This is a genomic window from Caloramator sp. E03 (assembly GCF_006016075.1).
GTDB lineage: Bacteria > Bacillota > Clostridia > Clostridiales > Caloramatoraceae > Caloramator_B.
On record NZ_CP040093.1, the window covers coordinates 1,756,178 to 1,772,500 of the forward strand.

16 protein-coding genes and 1 tRNA gene (1 of these 17 running past the window's edge) are annotated in these 16,323 nt (G+C 32.4%); all 17 read left to right on the plus strand.

Translation table 11 applies throughout. The annotated features are described in order from the left end of the window. The first annotated feature begins 50 nt into the window (after window positions 1-50). Window positions 51-1,871: an ATP-dependent zinc metalloprotease FtsH gene (gene ftsH / locus FDN13_RS08655; RefSeq protein ID WP_138979830.1), complete on the plus strand. Its 1,821-nt coding sequence runs from the start codon at window positions 51-53 to the stop codon at window positions 1,869-1,871. A gap of 69 nt (window positions 1,872-1,940) precedes the next feature. Further along, window positions 1,941-2,333 (plus strand): thioesterase family protein, encoded by a 393-nt coding sequence (locus tag FDN13_RS08660; protein ID WP_138981062.1) that lies wholly within the window; start codon window positions 1,941-1,943, stop codon window positions 2,331-2,333. A 62-nt stretch (window positions 2,334-2,395) separates the two neighbouring features. Further along, complete coding sequence (locus tag FDN13_RS08665) at window positions 2,396-4,309, plus strand: sigma-54-dependent Fis family transcriptional regulator (RefSeq protein ID WP_138979831.1); 1,914 nt, start codon at window positions 2,396-2,398, stop codon at window positions 4,307-4,309. Window positions 4,310-4,492: 183 nt separating this feature from the next. Next, the gene (locus FDN13_RS08670) at window positions 4,493-5,659 is read left to right on the plus strand and encodes an iron-containing alcohol dehydrogenase (RefSeq protein WP_138979832.1); all 1,167 of its coding nucleotides are present in this window, start codon (window positions 4,493-4,495) and stop codon (window positions 5,657-5,659) included. A gap of 191 nt (window positions 5,660-5,850) precedes the next feature. Further along, window positions 5,851-6,741, plus strand: coding sequence for a sulfide/dihydroorotate dehydrogenase-like FAD/NAD-binding protein (locus tag FDN13_RS08675; protein ID WP_138979833.1), 891 nt, complete (start codon window positions 5,851-5,853; stop codon window positions 6,739-6,741). After that, on the plus strand, window positions 6,741-8,126 hold the full coding sequence (gene gltA / locus FDN13_RS08680) for an NADPH-dependent glutamate synthase (RefSeq protein WP_138979834.1): 1,386 nt from the start codon (window positions 6,741-6,743) through the stop codon (window positions 8,124-8,126). Before FDN13_RS08675 ends, gltA begins: the two co-directional genes overlap by 1 nt. 88 nt (window positions 8,127-8,214) lie before the next feature. After that, window positions 8,215-9,018, plus strand: a complete 804-nt coding sequence (locus FDN13_RS08685) for a biotin--[acetyl-CoA-carboxylase] ligase (protein WP_138979835.1) — start codon at window positions 8,215-8,217, stop codon at window positions 9,016-9,018. A 139-nt stretch (window positions 9,019-9,157) separates the two neighbouring features. Then, complete coding sequence (locus tag FDN13_RS08690) at window positions 9,158-9,733, plus strand: ECF transporter S component (protein WP_138979836.1); 576 nt, start codon at window positions 9,158-9,160, stop codon at window positions 9,731-9,733. Window positions 9,734-9,768: 35 nt separating this feature from the next. Beyond that, window positions 9,769-10,545 (plus strand): type III pantothenate kinase, encoded by a 777-nt coding sequence (locus tag FDN13_RS08695; RefSeq protein ID WP_138979837.1) that lies wholly within the window; start codon window positions 9,769-9,771, stop codon window positions 10,543-10,545. 8 nt (window positions 10,546-10,553) lie between these two features. Further along, entirely contained in the window at window positions 10,554-11,525 is a 972-nt protein-coding gene (gene dusB / locus FDN13_RS08700) for a tRNA dihydrouridine synthase DusB (RefSeq protein ID WP_138979838.1), read from the plus strand. Window positions 11,526-11,618: 93 nt separating this feature from the next. Further along, window positions 11,619-12,140 (plus strand): transcriptional regulator, encoded by a 522-nt coding sequence (locus FDN13_RS08705; RefSeq protein ID WP_138979839.1) that lies wholly within the window; start codon window positions 11,619-11,621, stop codon window positions 12,138-12,140. Window positions 12,141-12,154: 14 nt separating this feature from the next. After that, complete coding sequence (locus FDN13_RS08710; RefSeq protein WP_138979840.1) at window positions 12,155-13,093, plus strand: quinate 5-dehydrogenase; 939 nt, start codon at window positions 12,155-12,157, stop codon at window positions 13,091-13,093. 66 nt (window positions 13,094-13,159) lie between these two features. After that, complete coding sequence (locus tag FDN13_RS08715; protein ID WP_138979841.1) at window positions 13,160-13,612, plus strand: hypothetical protein; 453 nt, start codon at window positions 13,160-13,162, stop codon at window positions 13,610-13,612. A gap of 74 nt (window positions 13,613-13,686) precedes the next feature. After that, window positions 13,687-13,956 carry a hypothetical protein gene (locus tag FDN13_RS08720; protein WP_138979842.1) on the plus strand — a complete coding sequence of 90 codons (270 nt, stop codon included), beginning with the start codon at window positions 13,687-13,689 and terminating at the stop codon, window positions 13,954-13,956. A gap of 235 nt (window positions 13,957-14,191) precedes the next feature. Next, window positions 14,192-14,677 (plus strand): transcription elongation factor GreA, encoded by a 486-nt coding sequence (greA, locus tag FDN13_RS08725; RefSeq protein WP_138979843.1) that lies wholly within the window; start codon window positions 14,192-14,194, stop codon window positions 14,675-14,677. 25 nt (window positions 14,678-14,702) lie between these two features. Continuing rightward, on the plus strand, window positions 14,703-16,223 hold the full coding sequence (lysS, locus tag FDN13_RS08730; protein WP_138979844.1) for a lysine--tRNA ligase: 1,521 nt from the start codon (window positions 14,703-14,705) through the stop codon (window positions 16,221-16,223). A gap of 85 nt (window positions 16,224-16,308) precedes the next feature. Further along, window positions 16,309-16,323: transfer RNA gene (locus tag FDN13_RS08735), tRNA-Asn, on the plus strand; it runs 60 nt beyond the window's last position.

The window sequence follows — 16,323 nt, forward strand, 5'->3', positions numbered from 1 at the left end:
TATATGATAAAATCTATAAGTGATGACCTAAATCTGAAAGGGGGGCTATAATGAAAAAATCATTTTTTAAAAGTGCCAGTGCATGGATATTGATTATATTTGCCTTTTTTGTAGCCCTAGCGTTATATGGGAATGGTCCAACAAAAAAGGCTAAAATAAATTATACAAAACTAATAACAGAAATTGAAAACAACAACATAAAAAATATAGTTGTAGATTCTGAGAGCAGTGATGCAAGTGGCGAATTTAAAGATGGTACGTCATTTACTGCTAATTTAGGTTCTATTGATGCTTTTCAAAGTTATATAAATGACTTTAATAGAACTCATTCAGAAAAAGTTCAAGTGGAATTCATACCTCCAACGAGATTTCCAGTGTGGGTATCTGCAATACCAAATATTTTAATGCTAATAATGCTTGGAGTTATTTGGTTTATATTCCTCCAGCAATCTCAAGGAGCTGGTGGAGGTAAAGGGGTTATGAATTTTGGAAAGAGCCGTGCAAGACTGGTTACTAACGATAAAAAAAGGGTTACATTTAATGATGTAGCTGGTGCTGATGAAGAAAAGGCAGAGCTTCAAGAAGTTGTTGACTTTTTAAAACAACCAAGAAAATATATAGAGCTTGGTGCAAGGATTCCTAAAGGTATACTTCTTGTTGGACCGCCAGGTACAGGAAAAACTCTCCTTGCAAAAGCTGTAGCAGGGGAAGCTGGAGTACCTTTCTTTAGTATAAGTGGTTCAGACTTTGTTGAGATGTTTGTTGGAGTAGGAGCTTCAAGAGTTAGGGATCTTTTCGATAACGCTAAGAAAAATTCACCATGTATAGTATTTATTGATGAAATAGATGCTGTAGGAAGACATAGAGGTGCAGGACTTGGTGGTGGGCATGATGAAAGAGAGCAGACGCTTAATCAGCTCCTTGTTGAAATGGACGGATTTGGTACTAATGAAGGTATTATAGTAATAGCAGCTACAAACAGACCTGATATACTTGATCCTGCTCTTTTAAGACCAGGAAGATTTGATAGGCAAATAGTTGTAAATACTCCGGATGTTAAAGGAAGAGAAGAGATATTAAAAGTCCATTCTAAGAATAAGCCATTAGATGAAAATGTAAAATTAGATGTTCTTGCTAAGAGAACTCCAGGATTTACAGGGGCAGATCTTGAAAACCTTATGAATGAGGCAGCTCTTCTAACAGTAAGAAGAGGTAAGAAATTAATAGGAATGGATGAGCTTGAAGAAGCTATAACAAGAGTTATTGCAGGTACAGAAAAGAGAAGCAGAGTTATGAGTGAAAGAGAAAAAAGGCTTACAGCATATCATGAAGCAGGTCATGCAGTTGTAATGAAGCTTCTTCCAAATGCTGATCCTGTTCATCAAATAAGCATAATACCGAGGGGAAGAGCAGGAGGATATACTCTATCGCTTCCGCAGGAGGATAAGTATTATGCATCAAGAACTGAACTTGAAGAACAAATCGTTGGACTCTTAGGTGGAAGAGTAGCTGAAAAGCTTGTTTTAAACGATATTAGTACTGGTGCTAAGAATGATATAGAAAGAGCTACAACTATAGCAAGAAAGATGGTTACAGAATATGGAATGAGCGAGACATTAGGGCCTATAGAATTTGGAACAGGACATGATGAAGTATTCCTTGGAAGAGATTTTAGTAAGACAAGAAATTATAGTGAAGAAATAGCAGCATTAATAGATAAAGAAATAAAGAGGATAATAGAAAATGCATATAATAGAGCCGAAAATCTATTAAAGGGAAATATTAATAGACTTCACAAAGTTGCAGAAGCTCTTCTTGAAAAGGAAAAGCTTGAAGCAGAGGAATTTGAAGCTATATTTAATCAAGCATAAGTAGAGAGCGGAGAAAATCCGCTCTTAAAAAATATAATAGGGGGAACTAAATTGAACGAATTTGAAGTAATGGAAAAAATAAAAGTTGGGCTTAATTCATCTATTGAAACAGATGTAAAAAGCGAACATTCTGCAAGTAAATATGGTAGTGGCATGGTTGATGTTTTAGCTACTCCTGCTATGATTGCCTTAATGGAGTGTACTGCAAAGAATGCAGTTGATTTACATCTTCCAGTTGGCTATACAACTGTTGGTACAAAGGTAGATGTTGTACATATTGCTGCGACTCCAATAGGAATGAAAATAACTGTTAATGCAAAGCTTATTGAAATTAAAGGTAAAAAGCTTATATTTAGGGTTGAAGCCTTTGATGAAGTTGAAAAGATAGGGGAAGGAATTCATGAGAGGTATGTAATTAATAGTGATAAATTCATGGAAAAGGTAAATAGTAAGAAAAAATAATATAATTTAAATGGGTGTTTAAAACACCCTATTTTAATGCCTAAATGTGGAGGGATATTGCTATGAAAAAAAATGATAAGATCCATGAAGAAATAATAAAAAAGTCCCATGAACGTTCAAATAAATATGGTATTGAAGTTAGCAGAATATATCCTAAAAAGATTCTAAGTAAACAGGAGATACCAATTGTATTAAAAAGGAATAAAGAGCTTATTAGAATAGCATCTCCATTTATGAAGATACTTTATGATTTTCTGGAGGGTTCAGGTTTTTTTATAGTTTTAACTGATAGGGAAGGATGTATATTAAGTACCATAGGAGATCGGGATATATTGCAGGCAGCGAAAGAATTGAATATGGTTGTAGGAGCATATATGAATGAAAATAGTATTGGTACAAATGCTATGGGTACAGCTATAAATGAAGATATGCCAATACAAATATCTGCAAAGGAACATTTTATAACAGCATATCATAGATGGACATGTTCTGCAGCACCTATTCATAATGTAAAAGGAGACATTATTGGTACATTAAATCTTACTGGTAACAGTAATCTTGTACATCCCCATACATTAGGATTAGTTGTTGCTGCTGTACGGTCTATAGAAAATCAGATAAAAAGTGAAGAAGCGAGCAATAAACTATTGGAAACATATCAGTATTTAAATGCAATTATTGAGTCTGTAGACATAGGAATTTTATCCGTCGATGGAAAAGGGATAATTAAGAATATAAATGCAACTGCATGTAGTATGTTTGATTGCACTAAAGAGTATTTGATAAATCAACCTATTCAAAAAATATTTTCATTGTGGGATGAAGTTATAAATCGAGTTGCTCTTGGCAAAAAGGTAGTTGATGAAGAAGTAAGCTTTAAAATAAATGGTAAATTTCAGAGGTACATTGTAAATATTCATTCAATAAGAGATGAAGTAGATACTATTATTGGTGCAGTTATAAGCTTTAAAAATATCCAAAATGTATATAACCTTATAAATAAATACACTGGCAAGAAGGCAAGATATACTTTTGACGATATCAAATATAAAAGCTATAGCATGAATAAAATAATTGAATACTCAAAGAGCATTGCTGATAGTCCTTCAACAATTTTAATAACTGGTGAAAGTGGAACAGGTAAAGAAATATTGGCCCAGGCAATTCACAATTTTAGTAACAGGAGAGAATATGGATTTGTTGCTATAAACTGTGGAGCGATACCACAAAATCTAATAGAAAGTGAACTATTTGGATATGATGAAGGTGCTTTTACCGGAGCAAAGAGAGGTGGTAATCCTGGTAAATTTGAGCTTGCAAATGGTGGTACCTTGTTTCTTGATGAGATAGGAGAAATGCCTCTTGATATGCAGGTAAAGTTTTTGAGAGTTCTCCAAGAGGGCTGTATTACAAGGATTGGAGGTAATAAATATATTGATGTTGATGTAAGGATAATTGCAGCTACAAATAGAAATTTACTTCAGGAAGTTCAATGCGGAAGATTTAGAGAGGATTTGTATTATAGAATATCAGTAATACCAATAGTACTTCCACCTTTGCGAGAAAGAAGGGAAGATATACCTCTTTTAATTGAACATTTCCTTGAAATTAAGTCACAAAAACTAAAAAAGCCTATTCCGAAAATTAATCGCGCTATCTATGAAAAAATGCTTTCTTATGATTGGTGGGGAAACATTAGGGAGCTTGAAAATTTTATTGAAAGTGCAGTTAATTTTGATGGTAATACTGAGTTTTTAATGAACAAATTTAAAGATATAGAAGAAAAAGGTAAAAACAATGAAATTAAAAGTTGTGATATTATGGATGAGCTAATATGTCCTCTTGATGAGCTTGAAAAAAGAGCGATCATAAGTTGTTTAAAGAAATATAATAATGTTACTAAATGTGCAAAGGTTTTAAATATTAGTAGAAATACTCTGTATCTTAAATTAAAAAAATATAATATAGAAATATAGTTGTTAAAATATAGGACAGTGTATTAAAATAGTACAAAAAATCAGTGCATAATTGTCATAAAACAGGACGGTTATGATTGCTTTTTTTTATACCTATTGAAAATACTATATTGTTTGTTAAATAACTAACTGGCATGATATTTGCATTATATGTTTGTAGAATAAAATTGAGGAGGTAGAGTTATGGCAAGATTTACACTACCAAGAGATATTTATTTTGGAAAAAATTCATTAGAGGAATTAAAAAATTTAAAGGGTAAAAAGGCTGTAATAGTAGTTGGCGGTGGCTCAATGAAAAGGTTTGGATTCCTTGACAAAATAGAAAAGTACCTTCATGAAGCAGGATTAGAAACAAGGCTTATTGAAGGGGTGGAACCTGATCCATCTGTTGAAACAGTAATGAGAGGCGCTGAAATTATGAGGGAGTTTGAGCCTGATTGGATAGTTGCAGTAGGTGGTGGTTCTCCAATAGATGCAGCAAAGGCCATGTGGATTTTCTATGAATATCCAGATTTTACTTTTGAACAGGCAGTAGTTCCTTTTGGCCTACCAGAACTTAGGAAGAAGGCTAAGTTTGTTGCTATACCATCTACAAGTGGTACTGCAACTGAAGTTACAGCATTTTCAGTTATAACTGATTACAAAGCAAAAATAAAGTACCCATTAGCTGATTTTAATATTACTCCTGATATAGCAATAGTGGACCCAGAGCTTGCACAGACAATGCCAAAAACATTAACTGCACATACAGGTATGGATGCTTTAACTCATGCTGTTGAAGCTTATGTTGCTTCTTTAAGGTCGCAATTTTCAGATCCACTTGCAATGCAGGCAATAGTTATGATAAAAGAGTATCTTGTTAAATCCTTTAATGGGGATACAAAGGCAAGAGAAGAAATGCATTATGCCCAATGCCTTGCAGGTATGGCATTTTCTAATGCATTATTAGGTATAACACATTCAATTGCTCATAAGACTGGAGCTGTATTCCATATACCACATGGATGTGCTAATGCAATATACCTTCCTTATGTTATACAATATAATGCAAAGGAATGTAAAGAAAGATATGCAGCTATAGCTAAGAACCTTGGACTTGAAGGTAAAAATGATGATGAACTTGTAGTTTCTCTTGTTGAAATGATAAGAGAACTTAACAGAAGTATGGAAATACCACTTACATTAAAGGATTATGGAGTAAGTGAAGAAGAATTTAAGGCAAATGTTAAAACAATAGCACATAATGCTGTACTTGATGCATGTACAGGGTCTAATCCAAGATCAATTGATGATGCTACTATGGAAAGACTGCTTGAATATATTTACTATGGTAAGGATATAGATTTTTAATTTAAATTAAATGCTATATTAGGCTCTCTTAATAAGAGGGCTTAATATTTTTAATAATTAAAACTTGCGTAAAATTTGTTTAAATATTTGACATATTAAATTTTATATGAAAAAATAAAATACTAAGAGGAATTATTATAAAGCATTTTGCTTAAATATAAAAAAGTAAATGTAAGAATGGAGGGATACTGTTGTACAAAATAGTGAAAAAAAGAGAATTGGCAAACAACATATATCTTATGGATATAGAAGCACCAAGAGTCGCAAAATCAGCTAATCCTGGCCAATTTGTTATAATTAGAATGGATGAAAAAGGAGAGAGAATACCTCTTACAATCTGTGATTATGATAAGGAAAAAGGAACGGTAACTGTAGTATTCCAAGCAATAGGAGCTTCCACAATGGAAATGGCAAAATACGAAGCTGGAGATTGTTTTGCTGACTTTGTAGGTCCTCTTGGACAACCTTCTGAAATGGTTCATGAGGATTTAGAGAATTTAAAAAGCAAGAAGATTATTTTTATTGCTGGTGGAGTAGGAACAGCACCTGTTTATCCTCAAGTAAAATGGCTAAATAATAATGGAATTGCGGCAGATGTAATAATAGGTGCTAAATCAAAGGATTATGTGATATTAGAAGATGAAATGAAAAAAGTAGCAGGAAATGTTTATATAGCAACAGATGACGGTTCTTATGGATTTAAAGGACTTGTTACTGATTTGCTAAAAAATTTAGTTGTAAATCAAGGTAAAAAATATGATTTGGTTATAGCTATTGGACCAATGATAATGATGAAATTTGTATCAATGCTTACAAAAGAGTTGGGCATTAAGACGATTGTAAGTTTAAATCCAATCATGGTGGATGGAACTGGGATGTGTGGAGCTTGTAGAGTTTCAGTTGGAGGGAAGATTAAATTTGCCTGTGTAGATGGACCGGAATTTGATGGACATTTAATTGATTTTGATGAGGCAATGAGAAGACAAGCTATGTATAAGACTGAAGAAGGAAGAAAACTCCTAAAAAAGATTGAGGGAGATACCCATCATGGAAAAGGCTGCGGATGTGGAGGTGATAAATAATGGATAGAATGAAAAGAGTTCCTATAAAAGAACAGGATTCTAAAGTTAGAATTACAAATTTTGATGAAGTATGCTTAGGATATACAAAAGAAGAGGCTATGCAGGAGGCTTCAAGATGTTTAAACTGTAAAAGTCCTAAATGCGTGGCTAATTGTCCAGTATCAATAGATATACCTGGATTTATAGCACAAGTTAAAGAAGGAAATTTTGAAGAAGCTGCTAAGATTATTGCAAAGTCCAGTGCACTTCCAGCAATATGCGGAAGAGTATGTCCTCAAGAAACCCAATGTGAAGGAAAATGTGTACTTGGAATAAAAGGGGAAGCTGTAGCGATAGGTAAGCTTGAAAGATTTGTTGCTGATTGGGCAAGAGAAAATAATATTGATTTATCAGAAACAAAACCTAAAAATGGTAAAAAAGTTGCAGTTATTGGAAGTGGGCCAGCAGGTCTTACTTGTGCTGGAGATTTAGCTAAATTAGGATATGATGTAACCATATTTGAAGCTTTACATGAACCAGGAGGAGTTTTAGTCTATGGAATTCCTGAATTTAGGCTTCCTAAGGATACAGTAGTTAAGTATGAAATAGATAACGTTAGAAAATTAGGTGTTAAAATAGAGACTGATGTTATAGTTGGTAAGACTGTTACAGTAGATCAGTTATTTGAAGAAGAAGGATTTAGTGCAGTATTTATAGGTTCAGGTGCTGGATTACCTAAATTTATGGGAATACCCGGTGAAAATTTAAATGGAGTATTTTCAGCAAATGAGTTTTTAACAAGAAATAATTTGATGAAAGCATTTAAAGAGGATTATGAAACTCCTATAAAAGTAGGTAAGAAGGTAGCTGTTGTAGGTGGTGGAAATGTTGCAATGGATGCAGCAAGAACAGCATTAAGATACGGAGCAGAGGTTCATATAGTTTATAGAAGATCAGAGGCAGAACTTCCAGCCAGAGTAGAAGAAGTTCATCATGCAAAAGAAGAAGGGGTAATATTCGACTTGTTGACAAACCCAGTAGAAATAATTGGCGATGAAAAAGGATGGGTTAAAGGGATGAAATGCATAAGAATGGAGCTTGGTGAACCAGATGAATCTGGCAGAAGAAAACCTGTAGAGGTTAAAGGCTCAGAGTTTATTATAGAGGTTGATACAGTAATCATGTCCCTTGGAACATCACCAAATCCATTGATATCTTCTACAACTAAAGGATTAGAGATTAATAAACATAAATGTATAGTTGCAGATGAGGGAACAGGCCGTACATCAAGAGAAGGGGTATTTGCTGGTGGTGATGCTGTAACAGGAGCTGCTACAGTAATACTTGCTATGGGAGCCGGAAAGAAAGCTGCAAAGGCTATCGATGAGTATTTAAGTAATAAATAAAAAAATATCTTAAAAGGCTGCATTAAGGTATAACTTGATGCAGCCTTTTTGGATATAATTATATATAAAGATATTTGGAGGAATCAACATGGAAATATTATCTTATGAAAATATAAAGACATTTATCAATACAAAATATATGGGAAGAAATATTGTATATTTACAATCAACTACATCAACTAATGATATTATTAAGAAGATGGCAGAAGATGGGGCAAAGGAAGGGCTTGTTGTAATAGCTGAAGAACAAATTAGCGGCAGAGGAAGAATGGGAAGAAAATGGATAACCCCAAAGGGGGAAGCTATTGCCGCTTCTATACTTTTAAAGCCAGATATTCCTCCTAAAATAGCTCCAACTATAACTCCACTACTTTCATTATCGGCAGTTAAAGCTTTAAGGAGAATTACAGGTTTTGATATAATGATAAAATGGCCTAATGATTTGGTGCTGAATAAAAAAAAGTTATGTGGGATATTAACTGAGACAACTATGGAGGGAATGAAAATTAAATATATAATCGTAGGTATTGGGATTAATATTAATCAAGAAAAATTTGACGATGACATATCAAATATTGCAATATCATTAAAAAGTTATTCAGGAAAATCTTTTGATAGAAGGGTGATACTTGGTGAAATACTAAATTCCTTTGAGAAAGATTATGAAGATTTCAAAAGATATGGGCTTAAGCATTTTATCAATGATATAAAATATTATTCTATAGTTCTTGGGGAAAAGGTCACAGTATTAAATATAGATAGCGTTGTTGAGGGTAAGGCTGTTGATATAGATGATGAAGGTTGCCTTATAATTAAAACATTAAACGGAGACTTAAAAAGAATTTTAAGTGGAGATATTGTTATGGAAGGGATATATAATATTTATAAATAAATTAAAAAACATTTTATTTTGGGTTGAAAGTTTTTGGCAAAATGCTAAAATAAGAATATCGCCTGCATATTAGCGGGACGTTTTTAAAAAATATAAAAATAGTCCGGCATCCTAATGGAGCTGGAACGGAGGTGTTATTGTGGAAAATTTAAAAATTTACCCCAAAAAAGTGATGACGGTAAGGAAAATGACAAGAGTAGCAATGCTTGCAGCTATAGCAATTTTTATGAGCCTAACACCTTTTGGTTATATAAGGCTTACTCCATCACTTAAAGTTACTTTTATGCATATTCCCGTAATAATTGCTGCAATAACTGACGGTATAGCAGGTGGAATAATAGTTGGGCTTATTTTTGGGCTATCAAGTCTTGTCAATAACTTATCTACTATTTTTGCACCTATATTCATCAATCCTATGATATCTATTTTTCCAAGGATTATGATAGGTGTATTTTCGGCTTTGACTTATAAAAAAACAAAAAACGTTGCAATAACTGCTATTGTTGGCACTGCTACCAATACGATACTTGTACTTTCAATGATTTATGTATTTGCAGCAAAAACCTTTGCAAGCATAAGTAAAGTTGCAATAGGATCTCTTGGGAAAATACTAATAGGTATTGCACTTACAAATGGGACTTTAGAAGTAATTGTTGCAGCTATAATTGTAACTGCAATTACTAAAGCTTTAGATAAGATAATAAGGCAGGCATAGCCTGCTTTCTCATTATACATTAAGGAGTTGAGTATATGCTTCTTGTATTTGATGTTGGAAATACTAATATTGTTTTAGGAGTATATGAAGGTAAAAAACGCCTTGCTGATTGGAGAATGTCAACTACTCCACCAAAAACATCTGATGAATATGGAATAGTTGCTATAAATCTATTTGAAAAGGCTGATTTAAATTATAAAGATGTAAAAGCTGTCGTTATATCTTCTGTTGTACCTAATATCATGTACTCTCTTGAGCACATGATAAGAAAATATTTTAAAGTAGAACCACTTATAGTAGGACCAGGAATTAAAACAGGAATAAATATAAAATATGATAATCCAAAGGAAGTTGGAGCGGATAGAATTGTAAATGCTGTTGCAGGTCATGAAATATATAAAAAGCCACTCATAATAATAGATTTTGGTACAGCCACAACATTTTGTGCAGTAGGTGCAAGAGGTGATTATTATGGAGGTGCAATAGCCCCAGGTATTAAGATTTCAAGTGATGCATTATTTGAGAGGGCTGCAAAACTTCCAAGGATTGAACTTGTAAGGCCTGCTAATGTTATTTGTAAAAATACTGTACAGAGTATGCAGGCAGGTATAATATATGGTTATGTAGGCCTTGTTGATTTTATAGTAAATAAAATGAAAGATGAAATGAAAAAGATAGGTGAAGATGATCCATTGGTTGTTGCAACAGGGGGGCTTTCAAAACTTATTGCAACAGAAAGTAGTTCTATACAGGAGATAAATCCATATCTTACATTGGAAGGCTTAAGAATAATATATGAAAAAAATCAATAGGTGATAATATGAATATAGGAGGATTTATTCCTAAAAACAATGTATTTTTGGCTCCTATGGCAGGAGTTACGGATACGGCTTTTAGGATTATATGCAGACAATTTGATTGTGGTCTTGTTTACACTGAGATGATTAGTTCAAAGGGACTTACATTTAATAGTGTAAAAACTCGTGCTATGCTTGATATAGATGATAGAGAAGCTCCAGCTGCTGTTCAGATATTTGGAAGTGAGCCTGAGATTATGGCAAGTACTGCTGAGTTAATAAGTCAAAATCCTAAGGTTGCATTTATCGATATTAATATGGGATGTCCTGCCCCAAAAATAGTAAAAAATAATGAAGGTTCTGCACTTATGAAGGATATGCATCTTGCAGAGAAAATAATTAAGAACGTTGTAAAAAGATCTAAAAAGCCTGTTACAGTTAAGTTTAGAAAAGGATGGGATGAAACTTTAATTAATGCTGTTGAGTTTGCAAAGATGGCAGAAAGTGCAGGAGCTTCAGCTGTTGCAGTTCATGGCAGAACAAGAGCACAAATGTATGAAGGTAATGCAGATTGGGATATAATAAGAAAGGTAAAAGAATCAGTTAAAATTCCGGTTATAGGTAATGGGGATGTCATATCTCCTGAAAGTGCAAAAAGATTGCTTAATGAAACAAAATGCGATGCAATAATGATTGGCCGTGGATCCCTTGGTAATCCATGGATTTTTAAAAGGACGGTTCATTATTTAAATACAGGAGAGTTATTAAGTGAACCAAGTTTTGAAGACAAAATTGATATGGCCCTTTTACATCTTTCCATGGCTTTTGAATTTAAAGGTCATAGAGGAATTGTTGAGATGAGAAAACATATTGGGTGGTATCTAAAGGGGCTTAAAAATGCAACTTCTGTAAGAGATATTATAAATAAAATTAATGATAAAGATGAAATAGAGAAAGTGCTTAAAGATTATAAAAATCAACTTAAGGGGTGCTGAATATAGCACCTTTTTATTATATATTTATATTGAATTTATAACAAAAAAGGTATAATATGTAATTGAGCACAGAATGTGCACGGGAGGGATAATGTGGATTACGCAAGAATAGGAGAAAAAGTAATAAGCATAGAAAGAATACATAACAAAATAAACGAGATACTTGAACTCAGATGTAAGGGGTATTCCCAGCAGGAGGTAGCTAAAATACTTGATATTGATAGAACATTTATATCAAGGCTTGAAAGCATAGGAGAGATACGAAAAGGAGGAGGAATTGCAGTTGTAGGGTTCCCAATTCAAAATAAAGAGGAACTTGAAGAAAAACTTAAAAAAGCTGGAGTAGATTATATACTTTTTATGACTGAAGAAGAAAGAAATAATTTTGTCAAAAATCAGAGTGGGCAAAATTTATTTAACAGCGTTCTAGAGCTTATTGCTGAAGTTAGGAAATATAAACATTGTATAATAATAGGTTCTAATAAAAGAACAAAGATAATGGCAACTTTACTTGATTGCCATGTATATACTATAGATATTGGGGAATCTCCAATAAAGCAAGATGTATATATTGATCCTGAAAGAATACTTGAAATAATAAGTATGATAAGGTGATAGGAGGAGAATATATGAAAAGGATTGTATCTGTAAGTCTTGGTTCCTCAAAAAGAAATCATAGGGCTGAAGTGGAAATTTTAGGAGAAAAAGTTGTCATTGAGAGAATAGGTACTGATGGAGATTATAATAAAGTTATAAATATAATAAAGGAACTTGATGGAAAAGTCGATGCCTTTGGGATGGGAGGAATAGATTTAAATTTAAGATGGGCAGATAAATCTTATACAATAAAAGATGCTATTCCAATAAAAGAAGCTGCAAAAGTATCTCCAATTGTTGATGGTTCATGGCTTAAAAATACGCTTGAGAGAAGAACTGTAAAATATATAAATGATTACATAATGCCATTAAAGGACAAAAAAGTTCTTATGACTAGTGCTACTGATAGATATGGAATGGCAGAGGCTTTTTATAGTATAGGTGCTGATATAACCTTTGGTGATTTTATATTTGCACTAAATATACCTGTTCCAATAAAGTCTTATAGATTGTTTAGTATGCTTGCTGAAATAATACTCCCTATAGCTGTTAGGATGCCCTTTGAAAAACTTTATCCAACTGGTAGTAAACAGGATACTATTACAACAAAATATGAAAAATATTATAATGACGCAGAAATAATAGGAGGAGATTATCTTTTCATAAAAAAATATATGCCTAAAAATATGACAGATAAAGTTATTGTTACTAATACAGTAACTCAAAGTGATATAGAAGATTTAAAGGAAAGAGGAATTGCAATACTTATTACTACAACTCCGGAGTTTAATGGGAGATCCTTTGGTACTAATGTAATTGAAGCATTAATTGTATCACTTTTAAATAAAAATCTTGAAGATATAACAATAAAAGATTATGAAGATATACTGGATAGATTGAATTTTGTCCCAAGAGTTGAATGCTTTAATAAAAATATATTTTATAATGGTAAGGTACAAGGGTATATATAAAATCTGTATAAAAATTATATTTTGTTAATATATATTTTATATAAAGTTTTTATTGGAATGATTTAAATGAATAGTTTTGCTGTAATTAGAAAAGCTAAAGAAGATGACATAAGAGAAAAATATCCTACTGTTAGCCATATATCATTTATAAATAAATTATTACAGCCATATAAAAGTAAAGAGATAATGCTTAACGATATAACAGCTGCTGAAATAAAAATACCCGATGGTTTTGAAAGGATAAAGCTAAAAAGATCATGTAAATTTGGAAATGAACAATATGGATATGTTTTATCAAAGGATTATGACATAAATTTTAATTTGTTTTTTTATCATTCTTGTTTAATTAGAGCTTTAGATTATTACACAGTAAGTCTAGGATGCGATCTTAGACTTGGGGAAGTGGCTATAGCTGATGCATCTACATTGGAGGGCAGAAATTGTTTTTTTCTTCTGCTGCCCTTTGCAAGAAGAATAATATTAATATCTAAAAAAAGCAGGAGCTTATTCCAGATGTAGAATATGCAATATTAAAATATGGTACATCTGTAGCAATAGTTGAGGATCCTATAAAAGCAAGTGAGAATGCAGACGTGATTATATTATCATCAAAGGATGAAAACTACAAATATTTAGCAGAAGTTAAAAAGCCAATGCTTTATTTTAACTTCATATACCATCCTAAATCTCCTTGGTGTTTTAATGATGTGGATATTGCATTTAAGGGTGATAAAATGGATATTACCTTTGCACAAGGTTATTTGCAAATAAAGCAAAGGAAAATTATTTGGAGTATGGCTGAAAAAGAAGGTTTTTCAATTAAAAGCATAAGATGTGATAATGAAATATTAATGGAAAGGTAAATTTACAGATTATTGTAAATGTAAAGTTATTGACATCATTCATTGTCTGTTTTATAATTACATCTAATGGAGATAAATAACAAGCACTATAAAGAGTACTTTATGGTGCTTGTTATTAATTATGTAGATTAAAAAAATAATTAGTGTTATGTTTTATTTATTAGCATATAATATTTTATGACTAATTATTTGCCCTGTAAATTGCAGGGTAAAAATTGTAAAAGGGGAGAATAAAATGGGTGAAACCAACAAACAAGTAATATTAACTTATGAAGGAGTAAAGAAAATAGAACAAGAGCTTGAATATCTTAAAACAGTTAAAAGAAAAGAAGTTACGCAAAAGATAAAAACTGCATTATCCTTTGGGGATTTAAGTGAAAACTCTGAATATGATGAGGCTAAAAATGAACAGGCTTTTGTTGAAGGAAGAATAGCAACTCTTGAAAATATGTTAAAGAATGCAAAGGTGATAGATGAAGAAGATATCAAAACAGATACTGTATCAATTGGAACAACTGTTAGAGTAAAGGATCTTGAATATGGAGATGAGCTTGAATTTACTATAGTAGGTTCTGCTGAAGCAGATCCAGCAACTATGAAAATATCTAACGAAGCGCCTATAGGTAAAGGACTACTTGGTAAAAAAGTGGGGGATAAGGTTGTAATTCAAGTGCCAGACGGAACTACAATATTTGAAATATTAGAAATAAAGAAAAGATAACAAAAGAATTTTTGGAGGTTATGTTATGGCAAAGGATGAGTTAACTCAGATAGAGTTTGAAAAACTTGAGGAAGAGTATAATGAGCTTATAAGACAAAGGATCCAAAAGTTAGAAGAGCTTAAGAAAAATGGTCAAGATCCATTTGAAATAGTAAAATATGATAGATCCCATACGTCTAAAGATGTAAAAGAAAATTTTAGTGAACTTGAAGGGAAAACAGTAAGAGTAGCAGGAAGATTGATGTCAAAAAGAGTACATGGAAAGGCTGGTTTTTCTGATATACATGATAGGTATGGCAAGCTTCAGCTCTATGTAAAAATAGATGATGTTGGAGAAGAAAAATTAAAATTTTTCAAAACCCTTGATATTGGAGATATAATAGGAGTAGAAGGATTTGTATTTAAAACAAAAACTGATGAGATTTCAGTACATGTCAAAGATTTTGTATTATTAACTAAATCCTTAAGGCCACTTCCAGAGAAATGGCATGGACTTAAGGATCCAGATTTAAGGTATAGGCAAAGATATGTTGATTTGATTGTAAATCCAGATGTTAAAGACACTTTCATGAAAAGAACCCAGATTATTAAAGCGATAAGAAAATTCCTTGATGATAGAGAATTTGTAGAGGTAGATACTCCGATACTTTCAACAATAGCAAGTGGTGCGGCTGCAAGACCTTTTGTTACTCATAGCAATGCTCTTGATATTGATCTTTATCTTAGAATTGCAACAGAACTTTATTTGAAGAGGCTTATAGTTGGTGGATTTGAAAAAGTTTATGAAATGGGTAAAAACTTTAGAAATGAAGGAATTGATATAAGGCATAATCCAGAATTTACTGCAATAGAGCTTTACCAAGCTTATGCAGATTACAATGACATGATGGAACTTACTGAAAACCTTGTTGCATACTGCGCAAAGGAAGTCTTAGGAACTACTAAAGTTACATATCAAGGAACCGAGATAGATTTTACTCCTCCATGGAACAGAATTACTATGATAGATGCAGTGAAAAAATATGCAGGAGTAGACTTTAAAGAAATAAAAACTGACGAAGAAGCAAGAGAAATAGCAAAGAAATTGAATGTAGTTGATGAACTTAAAAAGAAGCTTTCAGATTGTACAAAGGGAGATATATTAAATGCTGTATTTGAAGCTTATGCTGAAAAGCATTTGATACAGCCAACTTTTGTAATAGATTATCCTGTTGAGATATCACCTCTTACAAAAAAGAAAAAAGATGATCCAACTCTTACAGAAAGATTTGAAGCATTTGTTTTTGCAAGAGAGATTGCTAATGCTTATTCAGAGCTTAACGATCCTATTGATCAAAAAAATAGGTTTATCCAACAGCTTAAGGAAAGAGAACTTGGCGATGATGAGGCTTATATGATGGATGATGATTTTGTAAATGCTCTTGAAATAGGTATGCCTCCTACAGGAGGGCTTGGAATTGGCATAGATAGATTGATAATGTTTCTTACAGATTCCTATTCTATAAGAGATGTTATACTATTCCCAACGATGAAACCAACAAAATAAAAGGGCGTATATTTACGCCCTAATAATTTTTATAAAAAAGGGTTGCAATTTCAACAATGTATGATATAATATCTTATGTGGTTGTTCCATGGTAGCTCAA

Bases quoted from the DNA above. Each gene is read 5' to 3' on its own strand.
- lysS (WP_138979844.1), top strand. From the start codon at position 14,703: ATGGCAAAGGATGAGTTAACTCAGATAGAGTTTGAAAAACTTGAGGAA.
- gltA (WP_138979834.1), top strand. From the start codon at position 6,741: ATGGATAGAATGAAAAGAGTTCCTATAAAAGAACAGGATTCTAAAGTT.
- FDN13_RS08695 (WP_138979837.1), top strand. From the start codon at position 9,769: ATGCTTCTTGTATTTGATGTTGGAAATACTAATATTGTTTTAGGAGTA.
- FDN13_RS08710 (WP_138979840.1), top strand. From the start codon at position 12,155: ATGAAAAGGATTGTATCTGTAAGTCTTGGTTCCTCAAAAAGAAATCAT.
- dusB (WP_138979838.1), top strand. From the start codon at position 10,554: ATGAATATAGGAGGATTTATTCCTAAAAACAATGTATTTTTGGCTCCT.
- FDN13_RS08715 (WP_138979841.1), top strand. From the start codon at position 13,160: ATGAATAGTTTTGCTGTAATTAGAAAAGCTAAAGAAGATGACATAAGA.
- FDN13_RS08685 (WP_138979835.1), top strand. From the start codon at position 8,215: ATGGAAATATTATCTTATGAAAATATAAAGACATTTATCAATACAAAA.
- greA (WP_138979843.1), top strand. From the start codon at position 14,192: ATGGGTGAAACCAACAAACAAGTAATATTAACTTATGAAGGAGTAAAG.
- FDN13_RS08670 (WP_138979832.1), top strand. From the start codon at position 4,493: ATGGCAAGATTTACACTACCAAGAGATATTTATTTTGGAAAAAATTCA.
- ftsH (WP_138979830.1), top strand. From the start codon at position 51: ATGAAAAAATCATTTTTTAAAAGTGCCAGTGCATGGATATTGATTATA.
- FDN13_RS08665 (WP_138979831.1), top strand. From the start codon at position 2,396: ATGAAAAAAAATGATAAGATCCATGAAGAAATAATAAAAAAGTCCCAT.
- FDN13_RS08660 (WP_138981062.1), top strand. From the start codon at position 1,941: ATGGAAAAAATAAAAGTTGGGCTTAATTCATCTATTGAAACAGATGTA.